The 15176-nt window shown below is 64.5% G+C and carries 21 protein-coding genes; all 21 read left to right on the top strand.

The window, feature by feature from the left end; all coding sequences use genetic code 11:
- Nucleotides 1–77: 77 nt before the first annotated feature.
- The 21 genes from L540_RS21770 (at nt 78) to L540_RS14040 (ending at nt 15060) form a co-directional block, all read left to right on the top strand.
- A complete protein-coding gene (locus L540_RS21770; RefSeq protein WP_131726016.1) occupies nt 78–416 on the top strand; it encodes a hypothetical protein in 339 nt (112 codons plus the stop codon).
- A 93-nt stretch (nt 417–509) separates the two neighbouring features.
- Nucleotides 510–890: a putative holin gene (locus L540_RS14135; protein WP_043208339.1), complete on the top strand. Its 381-nt coding sequence runs from the start codon at nt 510–512 to the stop codon at nt 888–890.
- The gene (locus L540_RS14130) at nt 890–1525 is read left to right on the top strand and encodes a transglycosylase SLT domain-containing protein (RefSeq protein WP_082149643.1); all 636 of its coding nucleotides are present in this window, start codon (nt 890–892) and stop codon (nt 1523–1525) included. Before L540_RS14135 ends, L540_RS14130 begins: the two co-directional genes overlap by 1 nt.
- Entirely contained in the window at nt 1522–1929 is a 408-nt protein-coding gene (locus L540_RS14125) for a hypothetical protein (RefSeq protein ID WP_043208338.1), read from the top strand. The genes L540_RS14130 and L540_RS14125 overlap by 4 nt, the downstream gene beginning before the upstream one ends.
- Before the next feature lie 111 nt (nt 1930–2040).
- Nucleotides 2041–2337, top strand: coding sequence for a DUF2730 family protein (locus L540_RS14120; protein ID WP_043208336.1), 297 nt, complete (start codon nt 2041–2043; stop codon nt 2335–2337).
- 10 nt (nt 2338–2347) lie between these two features.
- Nucleotides 2348–2647 carry a VpaChn25_0724 family phage protein gene (locus L540_RS14115; protein WP_043208334.1) on the top strand — a complete coding sequence of 100 codons (300 nt, stop codon included), beginning with the start codon at nt 2348–2350 and terminating at the stop codon, nt 2645–2647.
- A 3-nt stretch (nt 2648–2650) separates the two neighbouring features.
- Nucleotides 2651–3202, top strand: coding sequence for a phage protein Gp27 family protein (locus L540_RS14110; RefSeq protein WP_043208332.1), 552 nt, complete (start codon nt 2651–2653; stop codon nt 3200–3202).
- A complete protein-coding gene (locus L540_RS14105; RefSeq protein ID WP_043208330.1) occupies nt 3202–4884 on the top strand; it encodes a phage protein in 1683 nt (560 codons plus the stop codon). The genes L540_RS14110 and L540_RS14105 overlap by 1 nt, the downstream gene beginning before the upstream one ends.
- Entirely contained in the window at nt 4884–6419 is a 1536-nt protein-coding gene (locus L540_RS14100) for a DUF935 domain-containing protein (protein ID WP_048026450.1), read from the top strand. Before L540_RS14105 ends, L540_RS14100 begins: the two co-directional genes overlap by 1 nt.
- On the top strand, nt 6412–7752 hold the full coding sequence (locus tag L540_RS14095; RefSeq protein ID WP_053073217.1) for a phage minor head protein: 1341 nt from the start codon (nt 6412–6414) through the stop codon (nt 7750–7752). Before L540_RS14100 ends, L540_RS14095 begins: the two co-directional genes overlap by 8 nt.
- Before the next feature lie 138 nt (nt 7753–7890).
- Nucleotides 7891–8448, top strand: a complete 558-nt coding sequence (locus L540_RS14090) for a phage virion morphogenesis family protein (RefSeq protein WP_010926892.1) — start codon at nt 7891–7893, stop codon at nt 8446–8448.
- Between the two features lie 234 nt (nt 8449–8682).
- Nucleotides 8683–9690 carry a cell envelope integrity protein TolA gene (locus L540_RS14085; protein WP_054471552.1) on the top strand — a complete coding sequence of 336 codons (1008 nt, stop codon included), beginning with the start codon at nt 8683–8685 and terminating at the stop codon, nt 9688–9690.
- A 45-nt stretch (nt 9691–9735) separates the two neighbouring features.
- Complete coding sequence (locus tag L540_RS14080) at nt 9736–10095, top strand: capsid cement protein (protein WP_048026448.1); 360 nt, start codon at nt 9736–9738, stop codon at nt 10093–10095.
- Nucleotides 10096–10150: 55 nt separating this feature from the next.
- A complete protein-coding gene (locus L540_RS14075) occupies nt 10151–11098 on the top strand; it encodes a major capsid protein (protein WP_033841489.1) in 948 nt (315 codons plus the stop codon).
- Nucleotides 11099–11169: 71 nt separating this feature from the next.
- Complete coding sequence (locus tag L540_RS14070; RefSeq protein WP_043208328.1) at nt 11170–11445, top strand: hypothetical protein; 276 nt, start codon at nt 11170–11172, stop codon at nt 11443–11445.
- Nucleotides 11446–11542: 97 nt separating this feature from the next.
- On the top strand, nt 11543–11974 hold the full coding sequence (locus tag L540_RS14065) for a gp436 family protein (protein ID WP_231584806.1): 432 nt from the start codon (nt 11543–11545) through the stop codon (nt 11972–11974).
- Nucleotides 11971–12666 (top strand): DUF1834 family protein, encoded by a 696-nt coding sequence (locus L540_RS14060; protein ID WP_043208326.1) that lies wholly within the window; start codon nt 11971–11973, stop codon nt 12664–12666. Before L540_RS14065 ends, L540_RS14060 begins: the two co-directional genes overlap by 4 nt.
- Nucleotides 12666–12848 (top strand): DUF2635 domain-containing protein, encoded by a 183-nt coding sequence (locus tag L540_RS14055; RefSeq protein ID WP_010926885.1) that lies wholly within the window; start codon nt 12666–12668, stop codon nt 12846–12848. The genes L540_RS14060 and L540_RS14055 overlap by 1 nt, the downstream gene beginning before the upstream one ends.
- 5 nt (nt 12849–12853) lie before the next feature.
- A complete protein-coding gene (locus tag L540_RS14050; protein ID WP_043208323.1) occupies nt 12854–14281 on the top strand; it encodes a phage tail sheath subtilisin-like domain-containing protein in 1428 nt (475 codons plus the stop codon).
- Nucleotides 14282–14296: 15 nt separating this feature from the next.
- Nucleotides 14297–14671, top strand: coding sequence for a hypothetical protein (locus L540_RS14045; protein WP_043208320.1), 375 nt, complete (start codon nt 14297–14299; stop codon nt 14669–14671).
- Nucleotides 14668–15060 (top strand): phage tail assembly protein, encoded by a 393-nt coding sequence (locus L540_RS14040; RefSeq protein WP_043208318.1) that lies wholly within the window; start codon nt 14668–14670, stop codon nt 15058–15060. The genes L540_RS14045 and L540_RS14040 overlap by 4 nt, the downstream gene beginning before the upstream one ends.
- Nucleotides 15061–15176: the final 116 nt, after the last annotated feature.

Raw genomic sequence — 15176 nt, 5'->3', positions numbered from 1 at the left:
ACGTAACCAAAAGCGAATATCGCAACCAAATAACCAGCATTTTCCTCGTGATTTGTTGGTTCGCAGCTGGAAGAAAAATGCGACAACTCCTTGTCTATCTCATTCCCCTGTTGGTCGTTATTGGACCAAGTAACGCTGACGCGGCCTCGTACGCGGAAGTAAAAGCTGCAGCTCTAGCCGGTGACTACCAGGCCCAGCGTAATCTCGCATTCGGCTACACCGACCTTCCATATGCCGGACAAGACAAGGACCCGGTGCAAGCATGCGCTTGGAGAATGGTCATCATGGTTTCGGGCAGCGCCGATAACACCGACGCTGGGAATTTTCAGATGTACTGCGGCGAACTGGCTCCCAATGATTACCGTGCAGCCATGCGCGGCGCCGGTGCCTTGTTGCAAAAATTGGCCCACGAATAAAGCTCATACGAGTTTTGCCCGCGTTCAAAAGACGCTCCGGGTCGGTTCGCCAAGAATGGCGACGTACACCGACATCAACTACCGGAGCGTCGCATGTCCCGCACTCACGACTTTCCCTCGACCCCTTCGCTGTTTCGCCGGCTGCTGCCGCGCCTGACCACGTTCATCTTGATGGCGGTTTGCCTGGTGGCAGCCATTGCTGCCGTCTCGCCCGCCCAGCTGCCCGTGGTCATCTACAAGCTGTCGCTAATCAGCCTGGCGGCAGTCGCCGCTTACTGGCTGGACCGCGCGCTGTTCCCGTACGCTCGGCCTGACGGCTACCTGGTCGCGGACTGGCGCTGCGGCAATCAAGGCCAGTTCAACCAGGTCGATTACCCCATCGTAGACACTTACCGCTGGGCGTTCATTGCGGCCACACTGCGCCGCGCCATCATCGTGGCCGGGGTCGTCGTCGGCGTTGCACTGGGGCTGTAATGATGCGCCGCCTTCTACGCCGGGCCTGGTCCGGTGCGGTGCTGCTGGCTATCGCGTCCTGCGCGGTGCAGCCGGTCCCGGCAGCAGAGGTTCCCCAGGCTGCTCTGAAGCACCGCAGCGAACTGACCCGCAATGCCCGCACCCTGGTTGGCATGGACGCGCCGGTGCCGATGTTTGCCGCACAGATTCACCAGGAAAGCCGCTGGCGCAGCAATGCCAGGTCACCCGTGGGTGCCCAAGGCATGGCGCAGTTCATGCCAGCCACGGCCGAGTGGATTGCTGGTCTGTTTCCGGCGCTGGCCTCTAACGACCCCTACAACCCGAGCTGGGCCATGCGGGCGCTGGTGACCTACGACCTGTGGCTCTATGAGCGCATCCGAGCCGCCAGCGCATGCCAGCGCTGGGCTTTCGCCCTGTCCGCCTACAACGGCGGGCTGGGATGGGTGAACCGCGACAAGAAGCTGGCATCGAGTAAGGGGCTCGACCCGCTGGTTTGGTTCGGATCGGTGGAACAGGTCAATGCCGGCCGTTCCGCCGCCAATTGGCGCGAGAACCGCGACTACCCGAAGCGCATTCTGTATCACCACCAGCCGACCTATATCCAGGCGGGCTGGGGGCTGGGGGTCTGCTCATGAACCTGGCCTGGTCAATAGTCGCGGGACTTGTCATTGCAGCGATATCCCTGATGCTGGGCTATGACGCCGGCTACGACAGCGGCGCGCTGGCCGTTCAGGCCGAACACGACCGCGCGGAAGTGGTGAGCCTCGGTACCAGGCTCAACCAGGTCGCGGACGATATCCAGCAAAGCCACGCTGCCAGCAAGGCAATGCGGGAGGCTCTGGCCCGCATTGAAGTCGCCGACAAGACGTCCACCAAGGAACTGAAAAATGCGCTCGCCAAGACTGCCCATGAGCGCGTGCTGTGCAGCTTTGACGCTGACAGCATGCGGCTCATTACCGCCGCCGCCGATGCCGCCGACCAACGTGCAGCCGGCGGAATACGAGGTGCGGTGTCCGCCGGTGATCCGGCCAACCGATAACAGCCCTGACGCTGCGGCCATGGCGCTCAAGGGCATGTACGACCTCTACGGTGTCTGTGCGGGTCGCTTCATCGACTACGTGGACCACGTCAATCGACCGCGGGAAAGCCAATGAGCTTCGATTTGAACGTTTCTTCCTGGCTGCAATACCTGGTGAGCGGCGCAGTGGGCATTTATGCCTACCTGGCCAAGCGTGATGCCGCCAATGCCGCAGATGTCAGCAAGCTGCAGCAGCGGGTCACCGCGCTGGAAGAGCAGATGCGCCACCTACCGGATCAGTCGGTAGTGAACGAGCTGGCTGGCGACATGAAAGCCGTCAAAGTCGGCTTGGAAAGCGTTGAACGAGCCATTGCCCCTTTGGCTCGTAGCGTGGATCGCATCAGTGATTACCTGTTGACCCATAAGTGAGATTCACGCGATGAACAAAACCAAGTTCGCCGACTTCCTGCGCCATGACCAACGGTTGGTCATTCTGCGGCTGCTGTCTGAGCTGGCCGGGTATCGGGCGAATAGCTCGGTATTGGCTTCGGCGCTGGAAGGTTACGGGCATGCAATGACGCGTGACCAGGTCAAGACCGAGCTGCGCTGGTTGGAGGAGCAAGGGCTGGTCAGCGTCGAAGACATGGAGCCCGTGCTGGTGGCCACGCTGCTGGAGCGCGGTGAAGACGTTGCCAAAGGGCGCGCCACCGTTCCGGGCGTGAAGCGCCCTGGAGCGTGAGCCATGGCCCGACAATCCAACATCAAGCGCTTGCCCGTGCCAGTGCGCCAGCATCTGGAAAGGCTGCTGCGCGAAGACCGGCTCACGCTCGACGAGCTGATCGCCGACTTGCGCGCCAAGTTTCCGGGCGAGGAACCGCCCAGCCGGTCCAGCCTGCACCGCTACAAGACCAGCTTCGACGAGCTGACCGGCCGCATGCGAGAGATCGAGGCCGGTGCTGCCGCCATGATCGACGAACTGGGCGACGGTGTGGGTGACAAGGCCGGCGCACTGCTGGCGCAGGCCGTCACCACGCTGGCGGCCAACGCGGCGCTGGCTGCTCACGACGCCGACAAAGAGGTGTCGATCAAAGAGGTGGCGCAGCTGGCGCGCGCGGCCAAGGCCGCCATGGAAGCCAGAACCATGTCGATCAAGGAACGCCAGGCTGTCGAACGAGCTGCACGCGAGAAGCTGCTGCGCGAGCAGGATGCGAACTTGCAGGAAGCGGCGCGTGCCCAAGGCATGGATGCCGATCAGGTCCAGTTCTGGCGTGAGAAAGTCCTGGGGATTGTCTGATGGCCGCCGTCATCAAACCGTTGGGCAGCACGCTGCGCGTAGTCGAGTGGGACGAACTGCCCGCGTCGGTGCGGGAAGTTCCCGAAGGCTTCAATCCGCTGGCCGATGGCGTCTTGATGCGCCACCAGGTGGAATGGCTCAAGATTCGCGCCGCCATCAAGGTGGCGCCGAAGGGCCGGCGCACGGGCATCACGTTCTGCGAGGCCCTGGACGACACGATCAAGGCTGCCTCGCGCAAGTCCGCCGGCGGCGACAACATCTTCTATGTGGGCGATACCAAGGAAAAGGGCCTTGAGTTCATAGGCTATTGCGCCAAGTTTGCCCGGGTGATTGCCCAGGCCCAGCGCCAGGGGGTCTCCGAAATCGAAGAGTTCCTGTTCGAAGACCAGGACGAGCATGGCCACAGCCGCCAGATCACCAGCTACCGCATCCGCTTTGCTTCTGGATTCCAGATCACGGCGCTTTCGTCGCGCCCCGCAAACATCCGGGGCCTGCAGGGTAAGGTGGTGATCGACGAAGCGGCATTTCACCCTGACGTCCAGGGCGTGATCGACGCGGCTACGGCGCTTCTGATCTGGGGCGGAGAAATCGCCATCATTTCGTCGCACAACGGCAAGGGAAACCCGTTCAACCTCCTGATCCGCGATATCGAGGCCGGCCGATATGGGGAAGACGCGGCGGTGTACCGGGTTACCTTCGACGACGCCGTGGGCAATGGGCTCTACGAGCGCGTCTGCCTGATGAAGCGCTGGCAGGCCACCGCTGAGGGCAAGGCCAAGTGGTACGCCAAGATTCGCAACAGCTACGGGGTACGTAGGGCCGCCATGCGGGAGGAGCTGGATGCCATCCCGCGCGACGGCAGTGGCGTGTGCCTGCCTTCGATCTGGATCGAAAACAGCATGCGCGAAGAGCGCCCCGTGTTGCGTTTGGCGCTGGGCGACGACTTCCTGCAGCTCACCACGCGGGAGCGAGAATCCTTCGTTGAAGATTGGATCAATACGCATCTGGCGCCATTGCTGGCCAGGCTCAATCCCAAGGAACGTCACGGGCTCGGGCAGGACTTTGCACGCCACCGCGACTTCTCCATCATCGTCCCGCTTGCTGTCCGGCTGAACCTGACCCGCCATTGCCCGTTCATCGTGGAAATGCACCGGGTTCCCACGCGCCAGCAAGAGCAAATCCTGTGGGCCATCCTGAGGGGATTGCCGCGATTCACAGCTGCCATGGATGCGACCGGATCGGGTGAAACCCTTGCCGAGTACACCGCCGACGAGTTCGGCCATCACAAGGTGGCGCAGATCAAGCTCAACCGGGCTTGGTATGGCACCTGGATGCCCAAGCTGATCCAGGCATTCGAAGACGGCGTCATCGACCTGCCCAAAGACGACAACACGGCGCAGGACCTGCGCGACATCGAAGAAATCGACGGCATCCCGATGGTGGCGGCCATCCGCAAGGCTGACCTGAACGACCCCGATCTGAAGCGCCACGGCGATACGGCCATCGCGCTGGCCTTGGCCTGGTTCGCCACGCTCACCGACGTAGTGCCGATTGAAAGCCAGTCCACCGGCCCCCGTGAAAGCCTGGCCGCTGGCGCCCAGGAAGGCGTGCCTGGGGCAACGAGATTCACCGACACCGGCTTCGGCACTGTCGCCGGTGGCACCGATTTTGGAGGCTTCTAGTGGCCACGAAGAAAGGCAAGAAAGTCGGGGCGGCGCCCAGCCCCGAACTGAACCGCGAGATCGCCACCATCGCAAACGGCATGGACATTACCCGTGGGTATGTCGGGCCGCTGCTGGTCAACACGGACTCGGTGCTGCGCATGCGCAGCCAGGGCAATCTGACGCTATACGAATCGGTCTATTCCGATCCCCAGGTGAAAAGCGTTTTCGCCCAGCGCCAGCTGGCCGTCACGCAGTGCAACTGGCGGGTCGAGCCGGCCAGCGAGGCCGCCGTCGACAAGCGCGCGGCCGACGCTCTGTCGGCCGAACTGAACCGCGTGGGCTGGGACCGCGTTACCAGCCTGATGCTGTTCGGCGTGTTCTACGGCTATGCAGTATCCGAACTGATCTATGCCCGGATGGATGGCTTGGTCGGTATCGAAAAGATCAAGGTGCGCAACCGGCGGCGCTTTCGCTTCGACCCCGAGGGCGGGCTGCGCATGCTCACCCCCAACGACATGCTCGAAGGCGTGCCTGCTGAAGGCCCGTACTTCTGGCACTTCGCCACCGGGGCGGACAATGACGATGAACCGTACGGTCAAGGGCTGGGCCACTGGCTGTACTGGCCGGTGTTCTTCAAGCGCCAGGGCATCCGCTTCTGGCTGACGTTCCTGGACAAGTTCGGCCAGCCCTCTCGCGTCGGCAAGTACGACGCTCAGTCGGCTACCCCGGCAGACAAGACCAGGCTGCTGCAGGCCGCTGCGGCCATGGGCACCGATTCGGCCGTGATCATCCCGGAAGGGATGACGCTGGAGCTGCTGGAAGCGGCACGCTCGGGCGCAGCGGACTACAAGTCCCTGCACGACACCATGGACAACACCATGGCCAAGGTGGTGCTGGGCCAAACGGCCAGCTCGCAAGGCACCCCGGGCCGGCTGGGCAACGACCAGCTGCAGGGGGACGTGCGCCGCGACCTGATCAAGGCGGATGCCGACCTGGTGTGCGAGTCGTTCAACCTTGGCCCGGCGCGCTGGCTTACCGCCTGGAACTTTCCCGACGCCCAGCCGCCGCGCGTATTCCGCGAGGTAGAGGAGCCGGAAGACCTGAAGACGCGCGCAGAGCGCGACGAGATCGTCGCTCGCACCACGGGCTTTCGGCCGACGCTGGCCTATGTGCAGCAGACCTATGGCGGCATGTGGGAAAAGTCGCCCGCGCCGGCGCCAGGCATTGGCGCACCCACGCCGGTCGCCTTCGCGGCGCCGGTGGCCGGCCGGCGTGCTGACCCGACCCTTGCCCCCTTGGTCGCGGCACAGGCGCGCCTGGACCGGGCCGTGCAGTCGCTGCCGGGCGACCAGGTCGACGCGGATATGGACCCGGTCCTGGCGCCCGTTGTAGCAGCCATCCGGGCGGGAGCATCGCCGGAAGAGGCTGCTGAGCTGCTGCTCAAGGCCATCCCGGAGATGGACGACGCGCAGCTGCACGAGCGCGTGGCGCGCGCCATCTTCGTGGCCGATCTGTGGGGACAGATCAGCGACCAGGACGCGGGCAATGCCTAGCGCGCCGGATCTGGCCTATGCCATCGGGCTCCCCCCGGTCGATGCCATTGAATACTTCAAAGGCCGGGGCTATCGGCTCAGTACCAACGCGCTGGATGCGTGGGATGCCGCGCGTGAACGTGCCTTCACGGTCACGGGCATTGCCAAGCTGGACGTCCTGCAGGACATCAAAGGCGAGCTGCAGCGCAGCCTGGACGATGGAAAAACCTATGCGTCGTTCAAGGCCGGCCTGGAGGATACGCTGCGCACGCGGGGCTGGCATCGCCTCGGCCGTGGGTTGCACGCGGACGCGGACACCGGCGAAGTTGCCGCGAACCTGCCCGGCTACCGGCTGAAGAACATTTTCCGCACGAACATGCAGTCGGCCCTGATGGCCGGCAAGTACCGCCAGTTGAGCCAGCAGGTCGATATCGCTCCGTTCTGGCAATACGTCGCCGTCATGGACAGCAAGACCCGGCCTGGCCACGCTGCGATGCACGGCAAGGTTTTCCGGTACGACGACCCCGTATGGAATAGCCACTTTCCGCCATGCGACTACCAGTGCCGCTGTGGCGTCCGGGCGTTGAGCCAGGCCATGGTCGACGCACGCGAGTTGGATGTCCTGGACGGTGAGCAGTACCTGAGCGATGCCGAGCAGCTCGTCGGCAACGAAACCCGGCCGGCCAAGGTTTTCACCGATCCGACGACGAAAGCCCGGTTTGTGCCCGGGCCGGGCTTCGGCCGACGTCCAGACCTGGCGTCGTGGGGTCGGGATGGCCTGGCCCAGGTCTTGGGCGACAAGGTCGAGCATGCCAGCCCCGACCTGGGCGCCGGCCTCATGGCCAGCAATACCCGGCTGCAGACGCCGCTGGCGGCTGAATACCGCCGTTGGGCGCAAGGAGTGCTGGATGCCGGCCAGGCCAGGAACACCTACCGAGTCCTGGGCACGGCCAGCCCGGCGGTCATCGAAGCGGTCGCGCACCGTGGCGTCGACATGGTCAGCGCGGCCCTGGCGATGCGTGATACCGAGCTGCTGCACCTGGCGCGGCAGACCAAGTCCAAGCGGGGCGCAGCGCTTTCGCTGGAAGACATCCTGAACCTGCCGGCGCTGCTGGCCAACGCACGTGCGGTGCTGTGGGACGCGGACGATCCGGCCTTGGTGTATGTGCTGCGCTTGGCCGGACGCGATGCGAAGAAAGCCGTGGTGCGTGTGAACTGGACCACCCGCGTCAACACCGAGGCCGGCCGGGAAGCCATCACGGCCAATGCCATTCGCACGGCCGGGCGGGTACAGGTGGGGGATTTGAAGGCCAAGCGCTACGAGGTCATCGAAGGCGGCCTGGTAGAGGAATGAGGGCTGCTGTGGAGGGGCGCCATTCCCCAGCTCGGTTTCCCTTATGGGGTGTCCCTCACGTAGCGGCCACCTAGCGGTGGCCCCAGCGACAGCCCGGCGTCTTTCTGTCGTCACAGCAGCAAAACCAAGTATAAGCCAATGATCAGGTACACGGTAACCTTCGACGCGGTCCAGAAAGCCTTTACAGCCTTGGAAAAGGGACTGCTCGACGCCAGGCCCCTCATGAAGGAAGTGTCGTTCCTGATGTCGGACGCCGTCGCGGAGAACTTCGAACAAGGCGGTCGGCCGAAATGGCTGGGCCTGGCCCCGAGCCGGACGAAGCCCAGCAAGCTGCAGCAGTCCGGGCGGCTGCGCAATTCCATCGTCCAGTATTGGGATGCGTCCAGCGCACTGGTGGGCACCAACGTCGTGTACGCCCGCATTCACCAGGAAGGCGGCGAGATTCAGTTTGCCCCGCGCTCGGGCACCACGCGCCTGCGCACGAATGCCCGAGGCAACTTGCTGCGCCAGGGGGCCAATGGCAACCTGGCGGTGTTCGCCCGCGATAGCCACAAGCGCGTGCGCACGGTGCGCTGGACCAACGAGTCCGGGTGGACGGTGACCATTCCCGCGCGCCCCTTCCTGCAGCTCACCGAAGACGACAACCTGCAGATCGAAGCGGCCGGCCAACGCTACCTGCAAAAGCTGGTCGAGTAGGCACTTCCGAAAATCGGCCCTCTGGCGCATTTTCCGGCCAGGGTGCGCCCGACATACCCGAACGGCCCTAGACCCGCTTTATAAAGCCAACCTGGCCCCCTGGCGGGCCATCGGCATCGGGATGCTCCCGTAGCGATCTCACGACCGGCCCCAGCAATCCATGAATCGGGGTGCGGCACGATATTTTGCCCCCGTTCAAAATACGCCAGCAGCGTGACCGCCCAAGATGGCGGCATGACCACGCAAACATCTTCCTTCGCACAGCCGCGCATCCCGATCTTCCGGGCGGGCACACATGTCGCCAGCGACGGCCGGCGCGTCACGATCACGGTCGCCGACCTGCAGGAAATCGCCGACACCTACGACCCCACGGTGCAGCGCGCGCCGCACGTCATCGGCCATCCCGAGCTGGACGATCCCGCCTGGGGCTGGGCCAAGTCGCTCACCGTCGATGGCGAGTACCTGGTCGTCGAGTCCGAACAGATCGAAGTGAACTTCGCCCAGATGGTCAACGAAGGGCGATTCCCGAACCGATCCGCGTCGTTCTACCTGCCTGACACCCCGGGCAATCCCAAGCCTGGCAAGAAGTACATCAAGCACATCGGCTGGCTGGGCGCAGCGCCGCCGGCCGTGACCGGCTTGCCGGCGGTGAAGTTTTCTGCCGACAGCAAGGCGCTGTCATTTTCTTTCCCCGCAGACTTTGCGGGCAACCCCAAGGAGCCTTCCGAAATGGACAAGACCGCTGAAGAGCAGCAACGGCAAAAGGAGGCCGACCTGGCCGCCCGCGAAGCCAAACTCAAGCAAGACGAAGAACGCGTGGCGCAGGGCCAGCAAGCCCTCGAAAAGCAGGCCAAGGAAGCCGCACGCTCGCAGGCCGTCCAGTTTGCCCAGGCGCTGGCCAAGGACGGCAAGCTGCTGCCGGCCGAAGTCGAGCCCGTTGTCGAGCTGCTGCTGGTGCAACCCAACGACAGCGCGCCGCTGTCGTTCAGCCAGGCCGGCACGCAGGTCAGCAAGCCGGCCAGCACCCTGCTGCGCGACCTGCTGAAGGCACTGCCCAGCCGCATCGACTACCGCGAGAAGTCCCCCGACAACGCCGGCAGCACCGCCGCGATCAGCTTCGCGGCCCCGGCCGGGGTGCATGTGGATACCACCCGCACGGATCTGCACGCGCGCGCCACGCAGTTCCAGGCCAAGAACCCCAGCGTGTCCTGGCTCGACGCCGTGAAGGCGGTGGGCGGCTAAGACGTCCAGCCCTTCAGCCAACGCACCCACTGCAAGGAGTTTTCCATGTCGCAAAAGACTTCCATCCTGACCCTGTCGCTGGAGGCGGCCGCCGCCATCTCGGCCGACACCTTTGTCACCCTGGCCGGAGAGCCGGCAGCAGCCGGCGAGGCCGCCATTGGCATTGCCGTTGCCCCGGCCGCCACCGGCGAGTATTTCCCCTATGACGTGCTGGGCACGTCCACGGCCAAGGCCGGCGCCGCCATCACCAAGGGCCAGAACCTGGAGGTCGGCGCTGGCGCGACGGCGGTTCCGCAAACCACGGGCGTCTTGGTCGCCATCGCCCTGGAGGATGCCGAGGCCGACCAGACTGTCGAGGTTCTGCTGATCCAAGGTGGCACCGAACCGGCATCCGGCGGCGTGTAAGCCATCCGGGCCAGGCTGTTCCCCACATCAACCAAGACATCAAAGGATTCTCACCATGTCGCAAATGTCCCCCGGCCAAGCGCGCGTCGTCGACCCCATCCTGTCGACCCATGCGCGCGGCTACCGCCAAAGCACCCTCATCGGAAAGAAGCTCTTTCCGGTCGCGCCGGTTGCGCAGTACGGCGGCAAGATTCTCACCTTCGGCAAAGAGGCGTTTCGCCTCTACAACACCAAACGCGCCCCCGGTGCGAACACCAAGCGCGTCGATTTCGGCTACGAAGGCGATCCGTATTCCATCGTGCCGTCGGCCCTGGAAGCCAAGGTGCCGCGCGAGCTGATGCGTGATGCCTCGCAAGTTCCGGGTATCGACCTGGGCGCGCGCGCCGTGAATACCGTGCTGCGTGTCATGGCGCTCGCACACGAACACGAATGCGCCCAAATCGCGCTCGACCCGGCCAAGTACAACACCGACCACAAGGTGAAGCTGGTGGGCTCTGCCCGGTGGACCTCGCCCGATTCGGACCCCACCAAAGACGTCGAAACGGCCAAAGAAGCCATTGCCGACAGTATCGGCATGGAGCCCAACCGCCTCATGATCAGCCGCAAGGCACTCAGCGCGTGCAAGTACCACCCGAAGCTGATCGAACGCGTCAAATACACACGCGCCGAGTCCATCACCATCGACATGCTGAAGGCGCTCTGGGAAGTCGACGAGATCGTGGTCGGTACGGCTCGCGTCGCCAGCGGCGCCGACGACTCCTTCGGTGACGTGTGGGGGCCTGACGTGTGGCTGGGCTACGTGACCGACAACCCGGACCCCAGCGTCGAAGAACCCAGCTTCGGCTACACGTACCAGATCGAAGGGCATCCGCTGGTCGAAGTTCCGTACTGGGACCACAGCGCCAAGAGCTGGATTTATGGCGTCAGCGACGACAACACGCCGGCCCTGTCCGGCATGTTGGCCGGCTACCTCATCGAGGACGCTGGTCTCCCGGCGGCGTAAAGCCCCCCGGCAGTGGCGCCTGGCCGTGCCTTGCGGCCTGGCCAGGCGCCCACCGACACAAGGAATCTGTCATGCCCCTGTATTCCGTCATCCAGCCGATCAAGGTGGGCGGCAAGGTCCATAAGCCCGGTGGCGATCCGATCGAACTGTCCGATGAGGTCGCTGCCGGCCTGGCCGGATACGTCGGGCCGGTCCGCGACGAGCAAACCAAAGAGCCGGCAACCACGTCGGGCGCTGGCGCGCCACCCAGCAACCCGCCGTCGCCGCCCACCACGACGCCGAAGAAGACGGCCGCGACCAAGTCTGTCACCCCGGCCAAGAAAGCCACGAAGCGCCAGGCGAAATAACCCCTGCCGCCGATACTGCCGCGCGACGTCGTAAGTGCGGAGGAAGGATGCCCCGGAACCCTCGGCCTCGTTGGGTTCCGGTGCGAGGAGCCCCATTTTGCTGTACGCCACCCGCCAGGACATGATCGACACCTTCGGTGAAGAGGAGACCATCCGCCTGACCGACTCAAACGCTGAGCCGGGCATGATCAACGACGTGCCGCTGAATGCGGCCCTCAGCCGTGCCTCCGTCGAGATCGATGGGTATGTTGCCTCGCGCTATCCGAAACCGTTTGACCCGGTCCCGACGATCCTGGTTGGCATCGCCTGCGACCTGGCACGCTACCGCTTGTGCGGCGCTGGCGGGCGCCTGGTCACCGACGAGATACGCGACCGCCACAAAGACGCAATCGGCCTGCTGAAGATGATTGCGCGGGGCGAGGTCAAGCTGGGCGCCGACCCGACCGGCACGGTGGTCGAGCCGCGCAACAGCGTCCAGTTCAAGCCTGGCACCAGCCAGCTGGGTGATGCGTTGAGGGACTACCCGTGACCGAGCCTCAATACTTCGACCCGTACACCCGGATCGAGGCCGCCATCTGCGGCCGCCTGAAGGCCGGCCTCGGCGCCATGGTGCGCGATGTGAAGTCGTACGGTGGTGAGCTGGACGACGACCTCGGCCAGATCGTTCGAGCGCTGCCTGCTGCGTGGGTCACCTTCGGCGGCATCACAGGCACGAGGCCGTACAGCACGTCGAAGGAGAAGTGGGTGGCAACGGGCCGATTTGCCGTCATGGCCGGGCAGTCGAATGCCCGCAGTGAAGAGGCCATGCGGCGCGGCGGACACCGGCCCCAGGAAATCGGCACGAATCCGCTGGTGTGGGCGATACGCCGGCTGCTCATCCAGCAAGACCTGACCGACCAGGATGCCACGCTGGAAATTTCCGCGCTGCGGCCTGGTCGGGTGCGCACCCTGTTCAACACGCAGCTCAGGGGCGATGCGGTGTCTGTCTTCGCCTGCGAGTTCGAAACCGACTGGATCGAGGAGGCCTTGGTCAACGGGCGATTCCCCAGCGCGCCGGCCGAGGGTGCCGAAGAGAGCTATGACGCCTTGTTCGCACGGTACACGGGTAGCCGGAGCCCCGCCGACCCCGATCTGACACGCGTTGACCTGAACTACCACCTGACCCCCATCAAACCCACCCCGGACGCCACCGACAGCGTCCTGTTCGACAAGGAAGACTGATGACCAAGACGCTTACCGTCGTCGCGGCGCCGGGCCTGAAAGTGCCCCGGGAAGAAAACGCCCGCGAGTACATCACCGACAAGGCGGCGGTGACTGTACCTGCCACCGCCTACTACCTGCGGCGCAAGGCTTCCGGCGAGCTGATCCTGCCGGAAACCAAGCCCGCCAAGAAAGGAGCCTGAACGTCATGGCCAGCCCCAACATTTCCTTCGACCAGATTCCGGCCAGCATCCGCAAGCCCGGCCAGTATTTCGAGTTCAACACCAAGCTGGCGGTGCGCACGCTGCCCGGCAACCTCCAGCGCGTTCTGATGGTCGGCCAGCGCCTGGCCCAGGTCGTCTCCAACATCGCGGCGCTGGAGCCCGTTGACGTGTTCTCCGACGTCGACGCGGCCGTGTACTTCGGTTACGGGTCCATTGCCCATCAGATGGTGAAGGCCGCCATCAAGGCCAACCCGTACGTCCAGCTCACCGTGATCGCGTTCGATGACGACGAAGCTGGCGTGGCCGCCACCGGCACGGCTACCGTGACCGGCACCGCCACGGCGCCGGGAACCATCACTCTCGTCGTTGGCGATGCCCGTGTAGCGGTATCGGTCGAGACCGCCGCCACGGCGGCTCAGGTGGCCACGAAACTGGCTGCCGCCGCAACCGCGGCTATCGAGTTGCCCATCACCGCCGCCGCCGCCGCTGGCGTCATCACCCTGAAAGCCAAGCACAAAGGTGCAGCCGGCAACGACATCAAAGTCAAGGCCGAGGTGCGTACCGCCGGCTTGACCGCCGATGTCACTGCCATGGCCGATGGCCAGATCGACCCGGACCTGGCGCCTGCCCTGGCCGTAGCCTTCGCCGCCGGCCATAACATAGTGGCCAGCCCGTTTGACACCACGGAAGCCCTGACCACGCTGCGCACGCACCTGGAGGCCGTAGGCAGCCCCATGGAGCAACGTGATGCCATCGGGGTGGCCGGCACGCCGGCAACACTGTCGGCCGCCACGACTCTGGCCCAGGCCATCAACTCGGGCCTCATGACGCTGGGCTGGCACAACGGCTCAGTGCTGTCGGCCGCCCAGATCGCTGCGGCGTACGCCTCGGTGATTGCGTTCGAAGAAGACCCCGCTCGGCCGTTGAACACGCTGGAACTGAAAGGCCTGGACGTCACCGACATCGCCTCTCAGCCCGGCCGCACCGAACAGGAAAATGCCCTGTACAACGGCGTTACCCCGTTCGAAGTCGGCCCGGGCAACCGCGTGCAGATCGTGCGCGCCATCACGACGTACACCGTAAACCCGCAAGGCGTGGACGATGTGTCGCTGCTTGATCTGACCACCATGCGGACCCTGCACTATGTGCGCAAGGCCAGTCGGGAGCGGATCGCACTGCGCTTCCCCCGCGAAAAACTCTCGGAAAAGACCCCGCCCAAGGTGCGGTCGGAGCTGCTCGACGTGCTGGTCAAGTGCGAAGAGCTGGAAATCCTGGAGGCGGTCGAAGCCAACAAGGATGCCCTGATCGTCGAGCGCGACAGCCAGGACGTCAATCGGCTGAATGCCCGCATTCCTGCCGACGTGGTCAACGGCCTGCACGTGTTCGCCGGTCGCATCGACCTGCTGCTGTAAACAAGGAGAGCCGATATGGCATTGGAAGAATTCGCCGGGGCGATGGTCCTGGAAGTGGATGGCCAGGAGGTCGAGGTGGTCGACCTGTCGGCCACTGTGCGCACGGGCAAGAAGCCCGTGAAAACCATGAACCGCGACATGCGTGTCAGGGGCTTTGCCCGCGGCACGGTCGAGTACGACCTGCGCCTGACCGTGGTTATTCCGCTGAGCGGCGATCTGGACTGGGACGAAATCACCGGGGCAAAACTCACCGTCTTTCCTGCCGTGCCAGGCGGACGCCGCCAGAGCTACCTGGACTGCGTCACCGTGGAAATCGGGGAAACCTATAACGTCGACAACGAAGCGCGCCGTGACGTGTCGATGTTCGCCACCCGCAAGGTGATCGAATGACCAAGGCCTCTTTTCCCAAGACCGAGGCCGGCCGGCTGGTGTACGGCATCGAACATGACGGGCAAATGCACTTCGACTTCGAAGTGCGCCTGCCCACGGTTGCCGACAACATTGCCGCCCTGGAAGAGGTCGGCTCGTCCAGTGGCATGCGCGTTACCACGGCCATGCTGGTCAGCAGCATCGTCCGGCTGGGTGCGATTCCGCAGGAACAGATCACGTACGAGTTCCTGGCCACTGGCATGGTCGACGAGGATTTCGACGTGCTGACGGCGGCGCAGGACCGGCTCAAAAAAAAGCGGAAAGACTGGAGCGCGAACTTGTGCACTACCGGCGAGCCGTTCTCCTCCTCGGACGCTACGGGTACACCGAATCCCGCATCCGCCGCATGACATTCCCGGAGTTGTCGGCCGCCATCAAGGCGGTCGGGCAGCTCCTGCAGCCCGGCCGCCCAGGACGTGCCCAATCGTCGGCCAAGACCACGCGCATCAAGAGCTTGCGCCGGCGC

It is taken from the genome of Bordetella pseudohinzii (assembly GCF_000657795.2).
Taxonomy (GTDB): Bacteria; Pseudomonadota; Gammaproteobacteria; order Burkholderiales; family Burkholderiaceae_B; genus Bordetella; species Bordetella pseudohinzii.
This window is presented reverse-complemented; position numbering and strand designations above follow the sequence as displayed.

Bases quoted from the DNA above. Each gene is read 5' to 3' on its own strand.
- L540_RS21770 (WP_131726016.1), top strand. From the start codon at position 78: ATGCGACAACTCCTTGTCTATCTCATTCCCCTGTTGGTCGTTATTGGA.
- L540_RS14135 (WP_043208339.1), top strand. From the start codon at position 510: ATGTCCCGCACTCACGACTTTCCCTCGACCCCTTCGCTGTTTCGCCGG.
- L540_RS14130 (WP_082149643.1), top strand. From the start codon at position 890: ATGATGCGCCGCCTTCTACGCCGGGCCTGGTCCGGTGCGGTGCTGCTG.
- L540_RS14125 (WP_043208338.1), top strand. From the start codon at position 1,522: ATGAACCTGGCCTGGTCAATAGTCGCGGGACTTGTCATTGCAGCGATA.
- L540_RS14120 (WP_043208336.1), top strand. From the start codon at position 2,041: ATGAGCTTCGATTTGAACGTTTCTTCCTGGCTGCAATACCTGGTGAGC.
- L540_RS14115 (WP_043208334.1), top strand. From the start codon at position 2,348: ATGAACAAAACCAAGTTCGCCGACTTCCTGCGCCATGACCAACGGTTG.
- L540_RS14110 (WP_043208332.1), top strand. From the start codon at position 2,651: ATGGCCCGACAATCCAACATCAAGCGCTTGCCCGTGCCAGTGCGCCAG.
- L540_RS14105 (WP_043208330.1), top strand. From the start codon at position 3,202: ATGGCCGCCGTCATCAAACCGTTGGGCAGCACGCTGCGCGTAGTCGAG.
- L540_RS14095 (WP_053073217.1), top strand. From the start codon at position 6,412: ATGCCTAGCGCGCCGGATCTGGCCTATGCCATCGGGCTCCCCCCGGTC.
- L540_RS14090 (WP_010926892.1), top strand. From the start codon at position 7,891: ATGATCAGGTACACGGTAACCTTCGACGCGGTCCAGAAAGCCTTTACA.
- L540_RS14085 (WP_054471552.1), top strand. From the start codon at position 8,683: ATGACCACGCAAACATCTTCCTTCGCACAGCCGCGCATCCCGATCTTC.
- L540_RS14080 (WP_048026448.1), top strand. From the start codon at position 9,736: ATGTCGCAAAAGACTTCCATCCTGACCCTGTCGCTGGAGGCGGCCGCC.
- L540_RS14075 (WP_033841489.1), top strand. From the start codon at position 10,151: ATGTCGCAAATGTCCCCCGGCCAAGCGCGCGTCGTCGACCCCATCCTG.
- L540_RS14070 (WP_043208328.1), top strand. From the start codon at position 11,170: ATGCCCCTGTATTCCGTCATCCAGCCGATCAAGGTGGGCGGCAAGGTC.
- L540_RS14055 (WP_010926885.1), top strand. From the start codon at position 12,666: ATGACCAAGACGCTTACCGTCGTCGCGGCGCCGGGCCTGAAAGTGCCC.
- L540_RS14050 (WP_043208323.1), top strand. From the start codon at position 12,854: ATGGCCAGCCCCAACATTTCCTTCGACCAGATTCCGGCCAGCATCCGC.
- L540_RS14045 (WP_043208320.1), top strand. From the start codon at position 14,297: ATGGCATTGGAAGAATTCGCCGGGGCGATGGTCCTGGAAGTGGATGGC.
- L540_RS14040 (WP_043208318.1), top strand. From the start codon at position 14,668: ATGACCAAGGCCTCTTTTCCCAAGACCGAGGCCGGCCGGCTGGTGTAC.